The 19,085-nt window shown below is 30.5% G+C and carries 17 protein-coding genes; 7 read left to right on the top strand and 10 right to left on the bottom strand.

Features of this window, described 5'->3' with window-relative positions:
- Nucleotides 1–33: 33 nt before the first annotated feature.
- From ATE90_RS12690 to ATE90_RS12675, 4 genes are read left to right on the top strand one after another with little or no spacing between them, the layout of a single operon-like run.
- Nucleotides 34–3,414, top strand: a complete 3,381-nt coding sequence (locus ATE90_RS12690; RefSeq protein WP_036784548.1) for a DUF4175 family protein — start codon at nt 34–36, stop codon at nt 3,412–3,414.
- Between the two features lies 1 nt (nt 3,415).
- Nucleotides 3,416–3,829, top strand: a complete 414-nt coding sequence (gene ybeY, locus ATE90_RS12685; RefSeq protein ID WP_036784547.1) for an rRNA maturation RNase YbeY — start codon at nt 3,416–3,418, stop codon at nt 3,827–3,829.
- A 45-nt stretch (nt 3,830–3,874) separates the two neighbouring features.
- Nucleotides 3,875–5,752, top strand: coding sequence for a tRNA uridine-5-carboxymethylaminomethyl(34) synthesis enzyme MnmG (gene mnmG, locus ATE90_RS12680; RefSeq protein ID WP_101451472.1), 1,878 nt, complete (start codon nt 3,875–3,877; stop codon nt 5,750–5,752).
- A 48-nt stretch (nt 5,753–5,800) separates the two neighbouring features.
- Nucleotides 5,801–6,676 (top strand): class I SAM-dependent methyltransferase, encoded by an 876-nt coding sequence (locus tag ATE90_RS12675; protein ID WP_036784541.1) that lies wholly within the window; start codon nt 5,801–5,803, stop codon nt 6,674–6,676.
- A gap of 147 nt (nt 6,677–6,823) precedes the next feature.
- Here the strand turns inward: ATE90_RS12675 and ATE90_RS12670 are convergent, their stop codons facing one another.
- From ATE90_RS12670 to panB, 5 genes are all read right to left on the bottom strand, one after another.
- Entirely contained in the window at nt 6,824–7,222 is a 399-nt protein-coding gene (locus tag ATE90_RS12670) for a DoxX family membrane protein (protein WP_036784538.1), read from the bottom strand.
- Between the two features lie 125 nt (nt 7,223–7,347).
- Nucleotides 7,348–7,734 (bottom strand): VOC family protein, encoded by a 387-nt coding sequence (locus tag ATE90_RS12665; RefSeq protein WP_036784536.1) that lies wholly within the window; start codon nt 7,732–7,734, stop codon nt 7,348–7,350.
- 6 nt (nt 7,735–7,740) lie between these two features.
- Nucleotides 7,741–8,196 carry a DUF1801 domain-containing protein gene (locus ATE90_RS12660; RefSeq protein ID WP_101451471.1) on the bottom strand — a complete coding sequence of 152 codons (456 nt, stop codon included), beginning with the start codon at nt 8,194–8,196 and terminating at the stop codon, nt 7,741–7,743.
- A 37-nt stretch (nt 8,197–8,233) separates the two neighbouring features.
- Nucleotides 8,234–9,172: a 2-hydroxyacid dehydrogenase gene (locus ATE90_RS12655; protein ID WP_036784534.1), complete on the bottom strand. Its 939-nt coding sequence runs from the start codon at nt 9,170–9,172 to the stop codon at nt 8,234–8,236.
- A 139-nt stretch (nt 9,173–9,311) separates the two neighbouring features.
- Nucleotides 9,312–10,130: a 3-methyl-2-oxobutanoate hydroxymethyltransferase gene (gene panB / locus ATE90_RS12650; RefSeq protein WP_036784530.1), complete on the bottom strand. Its 819-nt coding sequence runs from the start codon at nt 10,128–10,130 to the stop codon at nt 9,312–9,314.
- Nucleotides 10,131–10,485: 355 nt separating this feature from the next.
- Here panB and ATE90_RS12645 point away from each other — a divergent pair, with 355 nt between their 5' ends.
- Both ATE90_RS12645 and ATE90_RS12635 read left to right on the top strand, forming a co-directional pair.
- A complete protein-coding gene (locus ATE90_RS12645; RefSeq protein ID WP_036784527.1) occupies nt 10,486–11,052 on the top strand; it encodes a sigma-70 family RNA polymerase sigma factor in 567 nt (188 codons plus the stop codon).
- Between the two features lie 400 nt (nt 11,053–11,452).
- Nucleotides 11,453–12,094, top strand: a complete 642-nt coding sequence (locus ATE90_RS12635) for an O-methyltransferase (RefSeq protein WP_036784523.1) — start codon at nt 11,453–11,455, stop codon at nt 12,092–12,094.
- A gap of 82 nt (nt 12,095–12,176) precedes the next feature.
- Here ATE90_RS12635 and ATE90_RS12630 read toward each other — a convergent pair whose 3' ends face one another.
- On the bottom strand, nt 12,177–12,455 hold the full coding sequence (locus ATE90_RS12630; RefSeq protein ID WP_036784520.1) for a Sec-independent protein translocase subunit TatA/TatB: 279 nt from the start codon (nt 12,453–12,455) through the stop codon (nt 12,177–12,179).
- Nucleotides 12,456–13,102: 647 nt separating this feature from the next.
- On the opposite strand from ATE90_RS12630, the gene ATE90_RS12625 reads away from it, so the two are divergent.
- Nucleotides 13,103–13,600: a hypothetical protein gene (locus ATE90_RS12625; protein WP_036784518.1), complete on the top strand. Its 498-nt coding sequence runs from the start codon at nt 13,103–13,105 to the stop codon at nt 13,598–13,600.
- Nucleotides 13,601–13,723: 123 nt separating this feature from the next.
- On the opposite strand, the gene ATE90_RS12620 is transcribed toward ATE90_RS12625, so the two are convergent.
- From ATE90_RS12620 to mutS, 4 genes are all read right to left on the bottom strand, one after another.
- Nucleotides 13,724–14,830 (bottom strand): hypothetical protein, encoded by a 1,107-nt coding sequence (locus tag ATE90_RS12620; protein ID WP_036784515.1) that lies wholly within the window; start codon nt 14,828–14,830, stop codon nt 13,724–13,726.
- Between the two features lie 15 nt (nt 14,831–14,845).
- Nucleotides 14,846–15,592 (bottom strand): hypothetical protein, encoded by a 747-nt coding sequence (locus ATE90_RS12615; RefSeq protein WP_036784513.1) that lies wholly within the window; start codon nt 15,590–15,592, stop codon nt 14,846–14,848.
- The gene (locus ATE90_RS12610; RefSeq protein WP_036784511.1) at nt 15,579–16,142 is read right to left on the bottom strand and encodes an RNA polymerase sigma factor; all 564 of its coding nucleotides are present in this window, start codon (nt 16,140–16,142) and stop codon (nt 15,579–15,581) included. The genes ATE90_RS12615 and ATE90_RS12610 overlap by 14 nt, the downstream gene beginning before the upstream one ends.
- Nucleotides 16,143–16,427: 285 nt before the next feature.
- The gene (gene mutS, locus ATE90_RS12605) at nt 16,428–19,037 is read right to left on the bottom strand and encodes a DNA mismatch repair protein MutS (RefSeq protein ID WP_036788084.1); all 2,610 of its coding nucleotides are present in this window, start codon (nt 19,035–19,037) and stop codon (nt 16,428–16,430) included.
- Between the last annotated feature and the right edge of the window lie 48 nt (nt 19,038–19,085).

Below are 19,085 nucleotides of genomic sequence, written 5' to 3'. Positions count from 1 at the left end.
TTACTGCAAAAACCTTATTTTTATTAGTTAATTATGAATGGATACAAAAATATTGCCTTAAAATTAAATCAATTTACCAGGAAATATTACATCAATGAATTAATAAAAGGGACTATTTTCTTTCTTTCGTTAGGGTTTTTATATCTTTTTTTCATTTTGTTTTTAGAGTATTTTTTGTGGTTAAAACCTGGGGCAAGAACTGTTTTGTTCTGGTTATTTGTTTGTGTTGAAGTTTTTCTATTGATTAAATTTATAGTTTTTCCAGTTTCTAAATTAATTGGTTTTAGAAAAGGTATTTCGTTGCAAGAATCATCTAAAATTATTGGAAATCATTTTCCTGAGGTACAAGACAAGTTGTTAAACGTTTTACAGTTAAATGAAAATTCCGGTGAGTCGGATTTAATCTTGGGAAGTATCAACCAAAAATCGAAAGAATTAGCACCAATATCGTTTGTAAAAGCCATTGACTTTAAACAAAATAAAAAATATTTAAAACTCGCAATTATTCCTTTTTTGATTTGGGTAATTAGTTTATTCACAGGGGTTAATGAATCACTTACACAGAGTTTAAATCGTGTTGTGCATCATAGAACATCGTATATTCCACCTGCACCTTTTTCTTTTTTTTTAGTGAATTCTGATTTGCAAGTCATACAAGGAAAGCCTATTAGAATATCGGTAAAAACAGTAGGAAATACAGTACCTAATGAAGCTAAAATTATTTTTAAAAACCAACAGTATTATTTAGAAAATAAAGGAAATAGCACTTTTTCTTACCTGTTTTCGGATGTACAAGAACCTATAAACTTCTACATAGAAGCCAATGGAGTTCAGTCTCAAAATTATCAAATTAACGTTATTGGAACTCCGACAATACAAAATATTTCTTTAAAAATAAAGTATCCTAATTATCTGGGTAGAGGAAATGAAATTATTAAAAATTCTGGAAATTTGACCGTACCAGAAGGTACTTTAATTACCTGGCGAGTACAAACAATACAAACAGATTCATTAGCTTTTAGCAACGATCAAAAAAGAGTTTATTTTAAAAACACTTCTAACGGTAATTTTGAGTACACAAAAAAAATCAAAACTGCATTGAATTATCAAATTTCGTCATCTAATAAAAATTTATATGATTATGAAAAATTACAGTTTAGCGTGGATGTTATAAAGGACGAATATCCATTAATTTCTGTGAATTCAAATATTGACAGTATTTCACGAGGAACAGCGCAATTTGCTGGTCAGATCTCTGATGATTATGGGTTGAAAAAACTACAGTTGATTTATTATGATGAAGAAAATTCGGAACAAACACAGATTTTTGACATTCCAATAACAAAAGAAAGTATTCAAACATTTTTTTATCAACTTCCTGATGGATTAAACTTGCAAAAAGGATTGAACTATGAAATGTATTTTCAGGTGTTTGATAATGATGCAGTAAATGGAAATAAGAGTGCGAAAAGCAATGTTTTTAAGTATAGGAAAAAAACAGAGAAAGAAGTCGAGGAGGAGCTGTTGAAAGAGCAAAAATATACGATTAATGATTTAGAGAATTCTATTCAAAAACAAAAAAAGGAGCAAGTTCAGTTAGAAACTATTCAACAAGATTTACAGAATAAAAAGAGCATAAATTGGAACGATAAAAAGAAAATAGAAAATTTTATTAAACGCCAACAACAATACAAAAAAATGATGCAGCGTCAGACTGATAAGCTGCAAGAAAATCTTGACGAAAAGAAAGAAGAAAATGATAATTTACAGGAGAAAAAAGAGGATTTAAGGGAGCGTATAAAAGAATTAAAAAAACTAGAAAAACAACAGAAGTTGTTAGATGAAATTCAAAAGATAGCGGAAAAATTAAATAAAGAAGATTTAGTTAAGAAAGCAAAGGAATTAGCACAACAAAACAAACAACAACAGCGTAGTTTAGAAAAAATGTTAGAGTTGGTAAAACGTTTTTATGTAGAACAAAAAACCATGCAGATTGCCAGTAAGATTGAAGAATTATCGAAAGAGCAAGAAGTTTTGGAAAAGAGAGTAAAAAACACTTTAGAAGCTCAGAAGGAAATTAAAAATAAGTTTAATGAAATTAAAAAAGAGTTAGAGGAGCTTGGTAAAGACAATGATAAGCTAAAAGAACCTATGGAATTGCCAGATGTTGAAGACGAGGAGGATGAAATTGATAAGGAGTTAAAGAAATCGGAAGAAGAATTACAAAATCAAAAACAATCTGAAGCTAAGAAAAGTCAGAAGCAATCCTCTAAAAAAATGAAAGAGATGAGCGCTAAAATGCAAAAAGCAATGCTTGAGATGGAGGGAGAGTCTATGGAGGAAAACATGGATGATTTGCGTAAGTTGCTAGAAAACTTGGTTGTTTTTTCTTTTGAACAAGAGCAGTTAATGACAAAGTTTAATGAAACTTCTACTTCTCATCCAGATTTTGGAAAAGATCTAAAAAAGCAAAATCGAATTAAAACATACTTTGAGCATATAGATGATAGTTTGTATGTGCTTTCTATGCGTCTTCCAAAAATATCGACTAAAATTCAAGATGACTTATCGTCTGTTCATTATAATTTAAATCAATCTCTAGAAAATTTTTCTGAGAACAGGTTTTCTCAAGGAGTATCTAATCAACGCTATGTGTTGACTGCGACTAATAATTTAGCAGATTATTTAAGTAATATTCTAAATAGTATGCAAAATAGCACGTCTATGAAAATGGGGAAAGGTAAAAAGAGTAATAGCCAAGGTTTTAGTTTACCAGATTTGATAAAGAAGCAGGGTGATTTGTCAAAAAAAATGCAAGAGGGCGTGAAAAAAGGACAAAAAAAGGGAAAAGGGAAAGAAGGAGAAAACCCTGAGAATAATGGTAAACCAGGAAAAAAAGGAGAGAAAGGCAAAGAGGGCCAAGGCGGTAAATCTGGAGAGGGAGGAAAGAAACAAGGTGAAGGTAAAGGTAATTCGAATGAAGACTTGGATGGTGAATTGTATGAAATTTTCAAGCAGCAAGCTCAGTTAAGACAGGAGCTTCAAGATGCATTAAAAGAGGGTGAAGAAGGAAAGTCTGGAGAAAATACAGCTAATAAAAAGGTACTAAAAACCATGGAAGATTTAGAAAATCAGATTTTAGAAAAAGGCTTTAATGCAGGCACACTTCAAAAAATGCAACAATTGAATTACGAGTTACTTAAGTTAGATAAAGCTGCTCTAGAACAAGGAAAAGATAAAAAGCGAAAATCTACGGGCAATAAGAAGGAATATGAAAAGAATAAAATTAAAGCACTTGAGTTTAAAAAGCTGTTTTATAATCAAACTGAAATATTAAATAGACAATCATTACCTTTGCAGCAAAATTATAAAAAGAAAGTTCGAGCTTATTTTTCTGACACAAAAAAAGAATAATATGATTGCATTTAATTACGAAACTGAGTTTCAATTAAAAGATGAAAATCTTTCAGAAAAGTGGATCGAAAAAGTGGTTTTAGAAAAAGGCTTTGAAATAGGAGAAATTAATTATATTTTTTGTGATGATGCATATCTTCATCGATTAAATGTAGAGTTTTTACAGCACGATACTTTAACAGATGTTATAAGTTTCGATAATACCTTAGGAAAATTAATTTCTGGGGATATTTTTATTTCTGTGGAAAGAGTAATGGAAAATGCGGCTGATTTTAAAGTTTCGTCCGAAGAAGAAATACATCGGGTAATGATTCATGGAGTTTTGCATTATATAGGCTTTAAAGATAAGTCTGAAGAAGATAAAAAAGAAATGAGGAGTGCTGAAAATAGAGCTTTATCTATTTTAAGTGTTTGATAATCAGATAAATAAAATAAAAGTTTCACGTGGAACTATAGAAAAATGAGTTTATTTTCAACAACATACGATGTGATTGTAGTGGGTGGAGGCCACGCAGGAAGTGAAGCCGCTGCCGCTGCGGCAAACATGGGAGCACATACCTTATTAATTACAATGAATTTGCAAAATATCGCTCAGATGAGTTGTAATCCGGCAATGGGCGGGATTGCAAAGGGTCAAATTGTGAGAGAGATTGACGCTTTAGGAGGATATAGTGGTATTGTAACAGACAAGACAGCAATACAGTTTAAGATGCTTAACAAGTCGAAAGGTCCTGCTATGTGGAGTCCAAGAGTACAGTCTGACAGAATGCAGTTTGCGGAGTGTTGGAGAACCATGCTAGAGGAAACAGAAAATGTGGATTTTTATCAGGACTCTGTAAACGGTTTGTTGTTTGATGGCAATAAAATAATTGGTGTAAAAACTTCTTTGGGATTAAAGATTAAATCAAAAACTGTTATTATAACAGCCGGAACATTTTTAAATGGATTAATTCATATTGGTGATAAAAGTTTTGGAGGAGGAAGAGCAGGTGAAGGGGCTTCTACAGGAATTACGGAAGAGTTGGTTGCTAAAGGTTTTGAGGCAGGTAGGATGAAGACAGGAACACCCCCAAGAGTGGATGGTAGGTCTTTAGATTATTCTAAAATGACAGAACAGCCTGGAGACGAAATTACAGAAAAATTTTCTTATTTACCAACCACAAGCTCTTTACAAAAACAACGTTCTTGCTGGTTGACGTATACAAATCCGAAGGTGCATGATTTGTTACGAGAAGGGTTTGATAGATCGCCAATGTTTAATGGTAGAATACAGTCTACGGGACCGAGGTATTGTCCTTCTGTTGAAGATAAAGTAGATCGTTTTGCAGCCAAAGAAAGACACCAAATCTTTGTAGAGCCAGAAGGTTGGACAACGGTAGAAATGTATGTAAATGGATTTTCAACTTCCTTACCTGAAGATATTCAAGATAAAGCAATTCGCGCTGTAGAAGGTTTTGAGAACGTAAAGTTTTTGCGCTACGGTTACGCTATAGAATATGACTTTTTTCAACCAACACAACTAACCCATTCGCTAGAAACAAAGCTCATTGAAAATTTGTTTTTTGCTGGACAAATTAATGGAACAACCGGTTATGAAGAGGCGGCGGCACAAGGATTAATGGCTGGTGTAAATGCAGCCTTAAAAGTACAAGGAAAAGAACCTTTTGTGTTAAAAAGAAATGAAGCTTATATTGCTGTTTTAATTGATGATTTAATTACAAAAGGGACAGAAGAGCCTTACAGAATGTTTACTTCAAGAGCGGAATATAGAACGCTTTTGAGGCAAGATAATGCGGATTTAAGATTAACGCCAATAGGTTATGAACTAGGTTTGGCGTCAAAAGAAAGAATGGATAGGGTTCTTGAAAAGCAACGAAAAACGGATTTGTTGGTTAAGTTTTTAAACGAAACAAGTGTAAAGCAGAAAGAGATAAATCCGATTTTAGAAGCAAAGAAGTTGGCGCTTATTAATCAGTCTATGAAGTTGTTTAAGATTGCTTCAAGACCACAATTAAATTTTTCTGATTTTAAGAATATTCAGAAGTTAAGTGTATTTTTAGAAGAGAATGACATTGACAAAGAAATCATAGAACAGGCTGAAATTCACTTAAAATATTCTGGTTATATTGATAAAGAAAAAAATAATGCTGATAAATTAAATAGGTTGGAAAATGTCAAAATACCATCTAGTTTTAATTATCAAAAGCTACAATCTTTATCTTTTGAAGCTAGAGAAAAATTAAGTAAAATTCAGCCAACTTCTATTTCTCAAGCAAGCAGAATAAGCGGAGTTTCACCAAGTGATATTTCTGTTCTACTAGTTTATATGGGACGTTAAGTTTCAACAATTTTTTAAGATGTTCCTCGTGGAACAATTCAGTTTTTTATGTCAAAAGATATCGATTTTTATAATAATCTTCAACCTTTTTTAGAATGCAAAGACCATACAGTTTCAGCTGAAGTTTACCAGCTAATGCTAAATGATGAGTATGATATGTTGGTTACAAAACCTATCCCAGAAAATATAGAAAAATACTACAAAAGTGAAGATTATATATCGCACACTGATTCTAAAAAATCATTGTTTGATAAAGTGTATCAATTTGTAAAAAACATCACCTTAAAAAGGAAGCTAAAATTAATAAGTAAATGTCTTCTTCATCAAGATAGTTTATCTAGGCCTGAAAAAAACATTTTAGATGTTGGAGCAGGAACAGGCGATTTTTTAAAAGTTTGTAAAAGCAATTCATGGAATGTTTTTGGAACAGAACCAGATGCTGGTGCAAGAAATATTGCAGCTAAAAAAGGAATTGTACTTCAAAAAGATTTATCAAAACTTATAGGTCATAAGTTTGAAATAATAACCCTTTGGCATGTTTTAGAGCATGTCGAAAATTTATCAGAGTACATTTCAATTTTAAAGAACATGCTTGCTGATCATGGAAAACTAATAATTGCAGTGCCTAACTTTAAAAGTGATGATGCCAATTATTACAAAGAGTTTTGGGCCGCTTTTGATGTACCAAGACACTTGTGGCATTTCTCTCAAGAATCTATTGCTAAATTATTTTCTGCAGTTAATATGATGGTTGAAAAAACACTTCCAATGAAATTTGATGCATATTATGTTTCTCTTTTAAGTGAGAAATATAAATCTGGAAAAATGAATCCTATAAAATCTTTTTACAGAGGCTTTGTTTCAAATTTAAAAGCAAAAAGAACAACAGAGTATTCATCTTTGATTTATATACTTAAAAAGTAGTAAAAAACGATTTTAAAAAGGGTAGGTTTTAAGCATTGCTTAATAACAACAGAATACCTTAAAAAAAAAAGAAAACTTCTTAAAACAACTATTTTAAGAGGTTTTCTTATAGAATATATTTATAGATGATGTAGTAAATAATAAGTTTTAACTATTTAGTAAATAAACACCCAATAGTGTAATGATAAAATAGACTGCTAAACTCATTGCTCCTGCATAATCTTTTGCTAGACGTTGTCCTATTAACAAAAAAATTAAAGTGACGGCACAAAGCTCTATTCCCAATAAAGCAATTTCTTTTAATCCAGAAGTGTATAACTGATAAACACCGAATAGCATTAAAAACCCAGCAACTATTTCTAAAATTAAAATAATGGCGAGCAATAAGGGAACACCATTTTTTAATGGTGAATTTTTGAAGTGCCCTGTGATAAAAGAAATATTTCCTTTCCAATCTAGTAATTTGTCAATTCCAGATTGTAAAAAAGTTACTATTAAAAATAGAAGTATTAAAACCTCTGTAGGGTAGTTAGAAAGTAGTTTCATTAATTTAAAGTTTTTATTTGTTTCTTTTCGTTTGTTAAATGTTTATTATGGTAATTCTATCTGCTCAACAATTTTTGAAATAAGGGATTTGATTTTTTCTTAGTTAGAATTATAATTCCCTGTTTTTATTTAAAAACTGAATCGATAGGTTCCCAAAGTTCAATTTTGTTTCCTTCGTTGTCTAAAACCCAACCGAATTTACCATATTCAAGCTCTTGTATTTCTCCTATAATGGTAACACCTTCTTTTTTAAGTTCGACTAATAAATCAACTAAGTTTTTAACCCTATAATTAAACATAAAGTCTTTTTTTGAAGGTTCAAAATAATCCGTTTTTTCTTCAAAAGGACTCCATTGTGTTGCGCAATCATTTCCAGCTACATCTTTTGACCAAAAAGTACAACCATAATCATCTGTATTAAAGCCTAAATGTTTTTGGTACCATTCTTTGGATGCTTTAGGGTTTTCACTCTTAAAAAATAAACCACCAATTCCTGTAACTCCATTTTTCATAAGGTATTATTTTTTAATTGCACTATTATATGTGTTAATCCATTCATTTACAGTCATTTTACTGGCGAGTTCCCCAATTAGGTCAAAAGGAATATCATCCATTTTTTTAAAACGAATGCAACTTTTTCCCATATCTAATTTGTATTTACAATACTTTGTATATTCTTTTACAAACCAATCTAAAAGTTCTTTTTTCGCGTAAATTCCCATATGATATAAATTTACAGAATTTTTTTGTGAAGCTAGATTTATAAAGGGTAATGGTAATTTTGGATCACAATGATATCCTTCAGGAAATTTAGAATGAGGAACATAAAAACCTAACATTTTATAATTGATACCTTCTTCAAAACCTTTTGGAAGATTTTTTTTGATGACTGCCCTAATCTTTTGAACGGCCTGTTTTCTGTTTTCTGGTAATTGTTCAATATATTCTTCAGGTGTATTTGCTTCGTAAGTCATCTTTTCTGATTTTTATGGATGATTTAAAGCCAACAAGTTAATAAAATTTTGCTTTAATTTTATCCACAATAGTTTGTGCCAATTTTTCTTTGCTTTCAATAGTCCAACCTGCAACATGCGGAGACAATATTACATTTTGTGAATTGATTAAATATTTAAAAGCCTCAGGCACATTATTAACAGTAAAAAGGTTTTCAAAAGATGCTTTTTCATATTCTAAAACATCTAAACCAGCACCTAATATTTTACCTGATTTTAAAGCTTCAACGAGATCTTTAGTAACTACCGATGCTCCACGTGCAGTATTTATCAGCCAAAAATTCTTTTTAAAATCATTGATAAAACCAATATTAACCATGTTTGTGGTGAGTTTGTTTTGTGGGGTATGTAAACTTAAAACATCTACTTTTTCCTGCAACTCTGGCAAGGAAACCTGCTTGCAGTTCTCATCTCCAACATATGGTTTTATATCATAACAGATTACTTCAACATCAAAACCACGGAGTTTTTTTGCGAATGATTTACCCATATTTCCGTAACCAATTAAGCCAACGGTTTTTCCATTCAGTTCAATTCCTCTATTCTCTTCCCGCAACCATTTTCCGATTCTAACTTCTTTGTCTGCTTTATTGAGTTTGTTAAAAAGGGACAACAACATTCCTAAACAATGTTCACCAACTGCGTTTCTATTTCCTTCTGGAGCAGCGATTAATTGGATGTTTTTAGTGGCTGCATAATTACATTGTATATTTTCTAAACCGGCACCAACTCGACCAATAAATTTTAAGTTTGTTGCTTTGTCTAAGAAGGCTTTATCAATAGAAAACCGGCTTCTTATAATCAAACCTTCATACAAATGAATTTTAGCTTCAATTTCCTTTTTTGAAGAGGTATAATCTTCATCATTTATAAACCCTAAATCATTAAGTTGATTTAATAAAAGAGAATGGTTTTTGTCGACGTGTAGAATTTTCATAAGTGAAAAATTACGTGCTTAGTGTTTCTTTAACTTTATAATTGCAACAATTGATATAAAAAATAAATCTGTGATAGCTGCAAATTTTATAAATTCAGTTATTTTTTCGTTAATTTTCAAAAATGATATTTACTAAAATTTAGTATTGCTCTTTATCACTCGGGAAATCTTTGCTTTTTACATCTGTAACATATTGCTCAAATGCTCCTGTCATATCAACGAATAAATCTAGATATCTTCTTAAAAAACGTGGATTGAATTCGTGGGTCATTCCCAACATATCATGGGTTACTAAAACTTGGCCGTCAACTCCATTTCCCGCCCCAATTCCGATGACAGGAATAGATATAGCTTCTGCAACTTTTTTTGCTAAATCAGCAGGGACTTTTTCTAAAACGATTGCAAAACAACCAATCCTTTCTAGCATTAAAGCGTCTTCCATTAATTGCTCTGCCTCTTCTTCTTCTTTTGCTCTAACGGTGTATGTTCCGAATTTATAGATAGATTGTGGAGTTAAACCTAAATGACCCATTACTGGAATTCCTGCATTTAAAATACGTTTAATAGATTCTTTAACCTCTCTTCCTCCTTCTAATTTTATAGAATGACCGCCAGATTCTTTCATTATTCTAATGGCAGAACGTAAAGCTTCTTTTGGGTCAGATTGATAACTCCCAAACGGCAAATCTACCACAACTAAACAGCGCTCAATTGCTCTAACAACCGAGCTTGCATGATAAATCATTTGATCTAAGGTAATAGGTAAAGTAGTTTCATGTCCGGCCATAACATTTGATGCTGAATCACCTACTAAAAGTACATCTAAACCAGCTTTGTCTAAAATTTTTGCCATCGTATAATCGTAAGCAGTTAACATGGATATTTTCTCTCCATTCGCTTTCATTTCTACCAAAGATTTTACGGTAATTCTTTTGTACTGTTTTTTTGCTACAGACATATTTTAATTTATTGAGTGTGGTAAAAGTAAGAAATATCAATAGATATTTTACTAGTTAATATTTCGTCAAGTTAATTGGATTCTTTTTGAGGATGATTTTTTGATGTTATGTTTTTAAAATTACACAATGTTTTCGAGAATTATCATATTTTTAGTTGCTTTAGGAATTTACATTAGGCTGTCTATTTTAACGATACCTCCACAAAACATTATAATAAAGTGTTTGAAGCTTTTTTAATGTTTTAATATTAGAAGACTAGTAGGTAATTATATATTTAGAAATGTGAGAAGAGGAGGTAATTGTAAAGCGTTAAAAGATAAAAAATAGTTTTATATTTGATTTCTAAATTAGAAAATGCTTCAAGAAAAAATCACTTTAAATTCTGATAAATGGATAGATAATTACGCAGATTACTTGTTTAATTATGCTGTTGTGCGTGTTAATGATGGAGACTTAGCCAAGGATTTAGTGCAAGAAACGTTTTTTGCAGGCCTAAAATCTGCTAAAAATTTTCAAGGAAAATCTACAGAAAGAACTTGGTTGGTATCTATTTTAAAAAGAAAGGTAATAGATCATTACAGGAAAATTAATTCTAAAAAAGGACAAGCAGAAGTTAGAATGAATTTTTATGATAATGGAGAAAATGAAGGAAGTTGGATTGAAGAACGTGTGCCACAAAGTTGGGATAATGCCTCTGAAAAAGCAATAGAAAACCAAGAGTTAAAAACTCAATTAGAAATTTGTATAGATAATTTGCCCGAGAAATATGGTTTGGTTTTTAGAATGAAAACCATTCAAGAGTTTGAAACTGAAGAAATTTGTAAGGAGTTGAATATTACAACGTCAAATTTATGGGTTATAATACATAGAGCTAGAACTCAGCTAAGAAAATGCATGGAAGAGAATTGGTTTAATAATTAAGAGATGTTTAAAAAACTACACATAACTTGCAATGAAGCAACAACCATTTGTGACAGAAGTCAGTACAAAGAAGCTTCTTTTTTTGAAAAAATTAAGTTAAACCTACATTTTTTAAGTTGTAAAATTTGTAGACTTTATACAAAACAAAATAAAAGAATGTCAGGTTTATTTAAAATACAAGCTCTAGATTGCAAAGGTAAAATGAACAACCTTTCTCAAGCAAATAAAGAAGTCTTAAAAAAACAATTACAAGAGTTTGAGGTATAATTTGTTTTTTCGGTTTTCTCAAAACCGTGTTTTTGATTTTTTGTTAGATTGAAACGGAATTTATAGAAATATAGATTCCGTTTTTTGTATTTTTGAAATACAGGTTAATAAATAATTTTAAATCTTTAAAAAGATGCATTTTTTACCAGAGCTAATAGATAATTACGTTGTAAATCATTCACAGCAAGAACCTAAGATTCTACAAGAATTAAGCAAAGAGACTTGGCAAAAAGTATTGAACCCTAGAATGTTAAGTGGCGCTTTTCAAGGCAGGGTTTTATCTATGATTTCTAAGTTAATTCAACCTAAAACTATATTAGAAATTGGCACTTATACTGGTTATTCCGCGCTTTGTTTAGCAGAAGGATTACCTTCTACAGGAAAAATTATAACGATTGATAAAAACGAAGAACTAGAGACTTTACAAAATAAATATTTTGAAAAATCTGGTTTTAGAAATCAAATTGAGCAAAAGGTTGGTAATGCTCTAGAAATTATTCCAAAAATTGACAAAAAATTTGATTTAGTATTTATTGATGCAGACAAATCTAACTACGTAAATTACTTTTACTTAATGATTCATAAAATGAATCCTGGAGGAATTATATTGTCTGATAATGTGCTTTGGAGCGGCAAAGTGGTGGAAGAATTAAGTCCTAAAGATATAGATACAAAGGCACTTTTAGAATACAATAAATTATTAAATTCTGATGATAGAATTGAAACCGTTCTACTTCCCATAAGAGATGGATTAACAATTAGTAGAGTAAAATAAGTTATAAATTTTAAGATTTTAACTTTTTCGCTTAAAGAGTGTAGTCTGTACTTTATTTAAATAAATAAAATATAAATTTTTATCAGAGTCTTTTAATTGGACCTGTTAAATCATCAATATGATCTTTAACTTTATTTATTTCTTTATGAATGTCTTTGCTAATATTTGTATCTAAATCTGGAGACTCTGCACTATCATTAATCTCTTTTTTAATATCATTTGTAGCATCTTTTACTTGACGCATTCCTTTTCCTAAGCCTCTTGCGATTTCAGGAATCTTATCTGCACCAAAAACCATAACGACAATTAACATAATTACCATAATTTCTGGACCACTAATAAATAAAAAAATTGAGTTCATACTTTTACAAAGGTAAATATTATATGTGATAAAAACTTGTCAATTTTATTTTTTTGTAAATTGTAAACTAGAACTTTAAAAACATTTTACCACTAAAAAAACACTATTTACTCTTGGTTAATTATCCTATTTTTTATCTGATATAAATCTTTGTCAGTCAAAATAGCAATTTACAGGAATTCATATTTTTGATTTACACCCAATTCTACTGTGTGCGTTTTAATAAAAATGTACAAAGGGAATCATAAACTCTCAAAAGTTCGGTTTCTAGAAAAATGTTAGTATTTAGGCTTGTGAATAATCATTTTAAGGCATCTAACATTGAAATAAAAGAGTAAATGCAGGCTGTTTTGGAGTTAATCAGAAATGTTCATCAAAACCTTTTTTAACCAGTTTTCTGTTTTAGAAATATTTGAATCGACGTTTGAGGGTGTGTGGATATGTTAGGCATCTGCTTAAAAAGGAGGTTCATTATAAAAAATTTTATTTTTTAAAAACCTAATATTCAGCTATTTATTTTTTTTATATCCCTATAAACATGGAGGTACTTCCTTGTTTATAAGGAGGTGAAAATTTCATGGTTCTTGAGGATTGACAAGTATTCATTAATTATATAATTTAGGAAAAATAGTTTTAATTTTGTTGCAATGAATCCCCTAAAAAAAATAACAGTATTATTTGTCTTATTATTAACTCTTTTTTCTTTTGTTAAAAAAGAAATCAATTCGGCAGATATTAAATCAAATTTAGAAGAAATAAATGTAATTAATATTCTTTCTAAGCAGAAATACGAATGCAGGCCATCTTCAAAATATATGTTTTATGTAGAAGCTAATCTTGTAAAAAAGGTTAGGGGAGCTAATAATATTAATGCGAAAATATTTTTTTTGGATAAAGTATCAGGGATAAAGAATTTATTAGCTTCTGAAAACATTCAGATTAACAAGTTTAAAGGTGCTATTGCTATCCAACAAAATACATCTGAAAAAGCTTTTCAAACTTTTGTGTTAAAAAATGGGGACAAAATTATTGGAGACTCAGAAAATGCACCTTATAGCTTTAAGGAATTAATTTCATTTGAATCTATTTACAATAGTTATGTATATGCTACCAACAATTTATTAGAAATGAAAAGATCTATTTAAAAAATAAATAAAAAACATTTTTAAAACTCCAAAAGCGACATTAGCTTTTGGAGTTTTTTTTACCAAATTGTTTCATTTAACGATGCAATTCAAAATCTAGAAGATTGAATTATATAAATAAATCTAGTCTAAATCAATTCGTAATCCGACAGAGATATTATTTTGTTTTTTAGATTGTTTTTTAAAAACTGGAGATAAATCATACTTTATATATAAAGCGCTAGAACCCACACCAAGATATCCACTTATACCATACACTAAATCACTTACTTCAAAGTCTCTGTGTTTTTTGTCTTTTATTTTATTGCCATCCTCCTTGTATTTTAATTTTTGCATGCTGCCTATATTAAAACCCGCATAAGCACCTATGCCTACTCTTAACTTTTTATAGTTGGAGTATCTGAAGAACTTTTTCTTATCAATCTTCTTAGAAGGTCCAAATTCTATATGGAAAGGGAATACCAAGTTTGTGGTTCTAAATTTTGCTTTGTCTAATTCTACAGGAAATTCTTCTAGAGAAATCATACCGTCTGTATTTACTAGAAATTTGTTGTCTTTAAGATCAAATTTGTTCCATTGAAATGAAAAACCATATTTTAATCTCCAAAAGTTAGAATCTTTAAAAATTCTTCTTTTCCAGTCATAACCCAATTCAATAAAGCCTGAACCACCTATCTTATAGGGTGAATTATCTAAACTCTGGCCTTCTATTAATGCATTGTTAAAACCAAAAGCAAAAACAAGATCGTTGTACGTCCGTTTATCATACTTTTTTTTGGCATCCTTAGATTCTTTTCCAATAAAAATTAACTTATCACCAGAATTTTCTTTGGATCCGGACCCTATTCTTATCATCTTACGATCTCCTTCACTTCTAATATCTAATTGATAAAATTTATCATTACGATTCCACAAAGCAATTTCATTGTCGATAATTGCTATGTGATTTTCTATATTTAAAGCTCTTTTTTTAGCAGCTTCCTTTTTTAAATTATTTGCTCGAGATAAAGTTATTTCACCGGTATTTAAACGAGTATTAATAGCGGTAATGTCTTGCTTTAAAAATTCGCGTTCCTTTAATTCAACAGTTTTTTTACTTTTTATTAATTTTTTAATTTCTAACTCTTTGTAATTTGTTCTCACAGAATCTAATTGCTTTTCTTGAGCTTGTGTAACGGTAAAAAGAAAGCATAAGACTATTATTGATAGGTATTTTGTAATTGTTTTCATAAGTGTTTTTTTAATTTATTGTTCATTCTTTCGTTTTATAAAGGCGACGGTTACAGATTCATATCCTGATTTAATGGCGCTAAAAAATTTATCTTTTAAAGACGGATTTAAATTATTTTCAACGGACCACAGCAAAGCATCGGCATCCACAGTTTTTATTGACGCATCCATTGTTTTTTGCATTGCAATTGTTTTTTTTGCTGCCTCTAGTAGTATTGTAATTTCTTCATTTGTAACCGCTGTTTTTTCAATTGTAGGCTGTTTAAGTTGCGCTATGCCTTCATTTGTTTTTTGTGCCTGAAAACTCGCATCTTCATAACTCTTTTCAGCTATTTTATTTTCTAATATTTTTGAATTTAAGTGTGTTTCATTCAACGAAATAACTTCTCTAATCTTTTTTCTTATTGGAGCTTTTTTTGGTGAACTAATTTCTTTTCTAATGGGCTTTTCTAACGCTATTAAAACTTCTTCTTCTAGATTATTTTTCAGTATCGGTTCCTCAAGTTTAATTGCTGGTTGTTCTTTTACATCAACAATTACAGGCGCTACTATATTAGATTCTGAAGTAAAAACAAAGGATAAAGAAAATATTGCCCCAATAAATATTGCTGCAATAGCTTGCCACCACAAACGATTATTTTTTTGTTTTTCTTGATTAGCATCTAGCCTATCAGTAAGCTTGTTCCATGCATCAGAACTTGGTTGAATTCTCCTTTGCTCCAGCTTATTCTTTGCTTGTTTTTCAAATTTAATTAGTTCCATAACTGGTTTTATTTAATTGTTTAATCTGTTTTTGCAAAAGCTTTCTAGCTTTAAATAATTGTGATTTTGAGGTGCTTTCAGAAATACCGAGTAATGTTGAAATTTCACGATGTTTATACCCTTCTACAGCATGCATTATAAAGATTATTCGATAGCCTTTAGGAAGATTATTTATTAATAATTGAATTTTTTCGAGATCTAATTCTGTAGTATCAGAATTAATTGGTTTATCATATAGCTCCATGTCATCCGCTGAAAATTCAAGCTGCTTTTTCTTTCTAAGAAGAGAAATAGATTCATGTACCATAATTTGTCGTATCCAACCCTCAAAGCTCCCTTGAGATTTAAAACTCTTTATCTGCTTAAAAACTTTAAAAAAACCATTTAAAAGTGCCTCCTCAGCTTGTTGTGTATCTTTTATGTAGTAACTACAAACACTCAGCATTTTGGGAGCATGAGCTTTATACAAAGCATGCTGCGCATCACGATGGTTTTTAGACGCTTTATAAATAAGCTGTGCTTCGTTATTATATAATTTTAAAACTTTCAAAAAATGGATTTTTAATGCCTTCTATTTATAAAGACGCAAAAGTTGTGCAAAAGGTTGCCTGAGGATAAAAAATATTTCTTTTGTTCTATTTATGTTAAATAATAATGGTCGAAGTATCGTAATTTTTGCCAGAAAAGGTTGTTTAAATAGTTTCGGAGTCCATAAAACTTTATCTGTGCATTGTTTATTCTGTGCATATTTGCAAGACCTAATTGATTCTTCTTTGATTCATTTTAATTTATGAACTTAGACCTTAGTCAAAATGAGAATCTATTAATAAAAACTTTACTTTTTAATCAACATCCTCTTAATCTCATTCAATTTCATGAGCGCTTCAATAGGTGTTAATGTATCAATATTAGTAGCTAAAATTTCTTCCTTAATATTTTCTAGTAAAGGATCATCTAATTGAAAAAAGCTGAGTTGCATTTCTTCATGTTGTGCTTGTTTTAAAACCTCTTTAGTTTCTGAACTTTTATTATTTTTCTCTAATTGCGCTAAAATTTTATTCGCTCTATGAATGACCATATTGGGCATCCCTGCAAGTTTTGCTACATGGATACCAAAGCTGTGATTAGACCCACCAGAAACCAGTTTACGAAGAAAAATAATGGTGTTTTCCAATTCTTTAACAGAGACGTTAAAGTTTTTAATCCGTTTAAAAGTAGCGGTCATTTCATTTAACTCATGATAATGAGTAGCAAACAATGTTTTTGCTTTTGATGGATGCTCATGTAAAAACTCTGAAATTGCCCAAGCGATTGAAATTCCGTCGTAAGTGGAAGTTCCACGACCAATTTCATCTAAAAGCACCAAACTACGTTCAGAAAGATTATTTAAAATAGAAGCTGTTTCGTTCATTTCTACCATAAAAGTAGATTCACCCATAGAAATATTATCACTTGCACCAACTCTAGTAAAAATCTTATCGACAATACCAATTCTTGCATTTTGAGCGGGTACATAGCTTCCCATTTGAGCGAGTAAAACAATCAATGCAGTTTGTCGTAAAATAGCAGATTTACCAGACATATTTGGCCCTGTAATCATAATTATTTGTTGCTGATTTCTATTCAATACAACGTCATTTGCAATATATTCTTCGCTAATTGGTAATTGCTTTTCTATAACAGGATGTCTTCCGTTTTTAATTTCTAGAACAGTACTTTCATCCATTTGCGGGCGGACATAATTGTTCTCGATCGCTAAAACCGAAAAAGACAATAAACAGTCAATTTTGGCGATAATTTGCGCATTTTCTTGCACAATTGGTACAAATTGAATGATATATTCCAATAATTTAGAAAAAATTTCTTGCTCTAATTTCTGTATTTTCTCTTCAGCACCCAAAATTTTAGTTTCATATTCTTTCAGTTCTTCAGTAATATAGCGTTCTGCACTTACTAGGGTTTGTTTACGAATCCATTCTTCAGGAACTTTGTCTTTATGGGTATTTCGAACCTCTATGTAGTAGCCAAAAACATTATTGAACGAAATTTTTAAACTTGAGATGCCTGTTCTTTCTGTTTCACGCGCCAACATATCATCTAAATACTGTTTTCCAGTAGATGAAATGGCCCGTAAATCATCTAACTCTTGATGAACACACGCTGCAATGGCATTTCCTTTATTGATGTTTACCGGAGCATTGTCAAATAAAGTTTCAGAAATTTTAGTGATTAAATCAGTACAAGTATACAGTTGATTTCCAAGTTCTTTGACTGTTTTATTGGCACTCTTTTCAGCGGCGGTTTTTATGGGTAAAATTGCTTTTAAAGAGTCTTTTAACAAAACAATTTCTCTTGGAGAAGCTTTACCGGTAGCAACTTTAGAAATTAATCTTTCTAAGTCTGATATTTGTTTTAATTGATATGTTACGATCTGCGAAAAATCATCAGAATCTATAAAAAACTTCACCAATTCGTGGCGGTTTTTAATTTCATCTATATTTTTTAAAGGAAGAGCCAGCCAACGCTTTAGTAACCTTCCACCCATTGGTGATATGGTTTTATCAATAACATCTAAAAGTGTGACGGCATTTATAGAATTCGGGTTGTATAACTCTAAATTTCGAACTGTAAAACGATCCATCCAAACATAATTATCTTCTGCAATTCTGCTTATAGATTGAATGTGTTTTAATTGCTTGTGTTGTGTTTCCGACAAATAATACATTACGGCACCAGCAGCAATAATTCCGTTTTTAAGATCTTGAATTCCAAAACCTTTTAAGTTTTTGACTTCAAAATGATTTTGTAAAGTTTCTTTTGCATATTCAGGTTGAAAAACCCAATCATCTAAATAAAAGGTATAATACCTGTTTTCAAAAAGCTCTAAAAACTGCTGCTTATTTTGCTTTTGAACCAGTACTTCACTCGGGTTAAAATTCTGCAATAATTTATCAATGTATTCTGAATTTCCCTGTGCTACCAAATATTCACCAGTAGAAACATCAAGAAATGAAATTCCAAGTTGTTTTTTATTAAAATGAACGGCTGCTAAAAAGTTATTGGTTTTGCTTTGTAAAACTTCATCATTTAAAGAAACTCCAGGAGTAATTAATTCTGTTACACCACGTTTTACAATTGTTTTGGTCATTTTAGGGTCTTCTAACTGATCACAAATAGCAACACGCATTCCTGCTTTTACCAATTTAGGTAAATACGTGTTTAGAGAATGATGAGGAAAACCTGCCAAAGCGGTTTCTGTTTCACTTCCTGCACCACGTTTCGTTAGTGTAATCCCTAAAACTCCAGCCGCTTTTTTAGCATCTTCACCAAAAGTTTCATAAAAATCTCCGACACGAAAAAGTAACATTGCATCAGGATATTTTGTCTTGATAGCATTGTATTGCTTCATTAAAGGAGTTACCTTTTTAGGGTTAGATTTTGCCAAGTTTTTGGAAATTTTCAATTAGTTTTGCTAAGATAGAAAAAAGTGATT

This window comes from Polaribacter sp. Hel1_33_96 (assembly GCF_002846595.1).
Classification (GTDB): domain Bacteria; phylum Bacteroidota; class Bacteroidia; order Flavobacteriales; family Flavobacteriaceae; genus Polaribacter.
The sequence above is the reverse complement of the archived record's forward strand: the minus strand, read 5'-3'. Positions and strand labels throughout refer to the sequence as shown.

What these genes read in the sequence shown, in the direction of transcription:
- ATE90_RS12625 (WP_036784518.1), top strand. Translation starts at nt 13,103, where the DNA reads ATGAATCCCCTAAAAAAAATAACAGTATTATTTGTCTTATTATTAACT.
- ATE90_RS12630 (WP_036784520.1), bottom strand. Translation starts at nt 12,455, where the DNA reads ATGAACTCAATTTTTTTATTTATTAGTGGTCCAGAAATTATGGTAATT.
- panB (WP_036784530.1), bottom strand. Translation starts at nt 10,130, where the DNA reads ATGTCTGTAGCAAAAAAACAGTACAAAAGAATTACCGTAAAATCTTTG.
- ATE90_RS12675 (WP_036784541.1), top strand. Translation starts at nt 5,801, where the DNA reads ATGTCAAAAGATATCGATTTTTATAATAATCTTCAACCTTTTTTAGAA.
- ATE90_RS12665 (WP_036784536.1), bottom strand. Translation starts at nt 7,734, where the DNA reads ATGAAAAATGGAGTTACAGGAATTGGTGGTTTATTTTTTAAGAGTGAA.
- ATE90_RS12615 (WP_036784513.1), bottom strand. Translation starts at nt 15,592, where the DNA reads ATGGAACTAATTAAATTTGAAAAACAAGCAAAGAATAAGCTGGAGCAA.
- ybeY (WP_036784547.1), top strand. Translation starts at nt 3,416, where the DNA reads ATGATTGCATTTAATTACGAAACTGAGTTTCAATTAAAAGATGAAAAT.
- ATE90_RS12645 (WP_036784527.1), top strand. Translation starts at nt 10,486, where the DNA reads ATGCTTCAAGAAAAAATCACTTTAAATTCTGATAAATGGATAGATAAT.
- ATE90_RS12620 (WP_036784515.1), bottom strand. Translation starts at nt 14,830, where the DNA reads ATGAAAACAATTACAAAATACCTATCAATAATAGTCTTATGCTTTCTT.
- ATE90_RS12670 (WP_036784538.1), bottom strand. Translation starts at nt 7,222, where the DNA reads ATGAAACTACTTTCTAACTACCCTACAGAGGTTTTAATACTTCTATTT.
- ATE90_RS12690 (WP_036784548.1), top strand. Translation starts at nt 34, where the DNA reads ATGAATGGATACAAAAATATTGCCTTAAAATTAAATCAATTTACCAGG.
- mnmG (WP_101451472.1), top strand. Translation starts at nt 3,875, where the DNA reads ATGAGTTTATTTTCAACAACATACGATGTGATTGTAGTGGGTGGAGGC.
- ATE90_RS12635 (WP_036784523.1), top strand. Translation starts at nt 11,453, where the DNA reads ATGCATTTTTTACCAGAGCTAATAGATAATTACGTTGTAAATCATTCA.
- ATE90_RS12655 (WP_036784534.1), bottom strand. Translation starts at nt 9,172, where the DNA reads ATGAAAATTCTACACGTCGACAAAAACCATTCTCTTTTATTAAATCAA.
- ATE90_RS12660 (WP_101451471.1), bottom strand. Translation starts at nt 8,196, where the DNA reads ATGACTTACGAAGCAAATACACCTGAAGAATATATTGAACAATTACCA.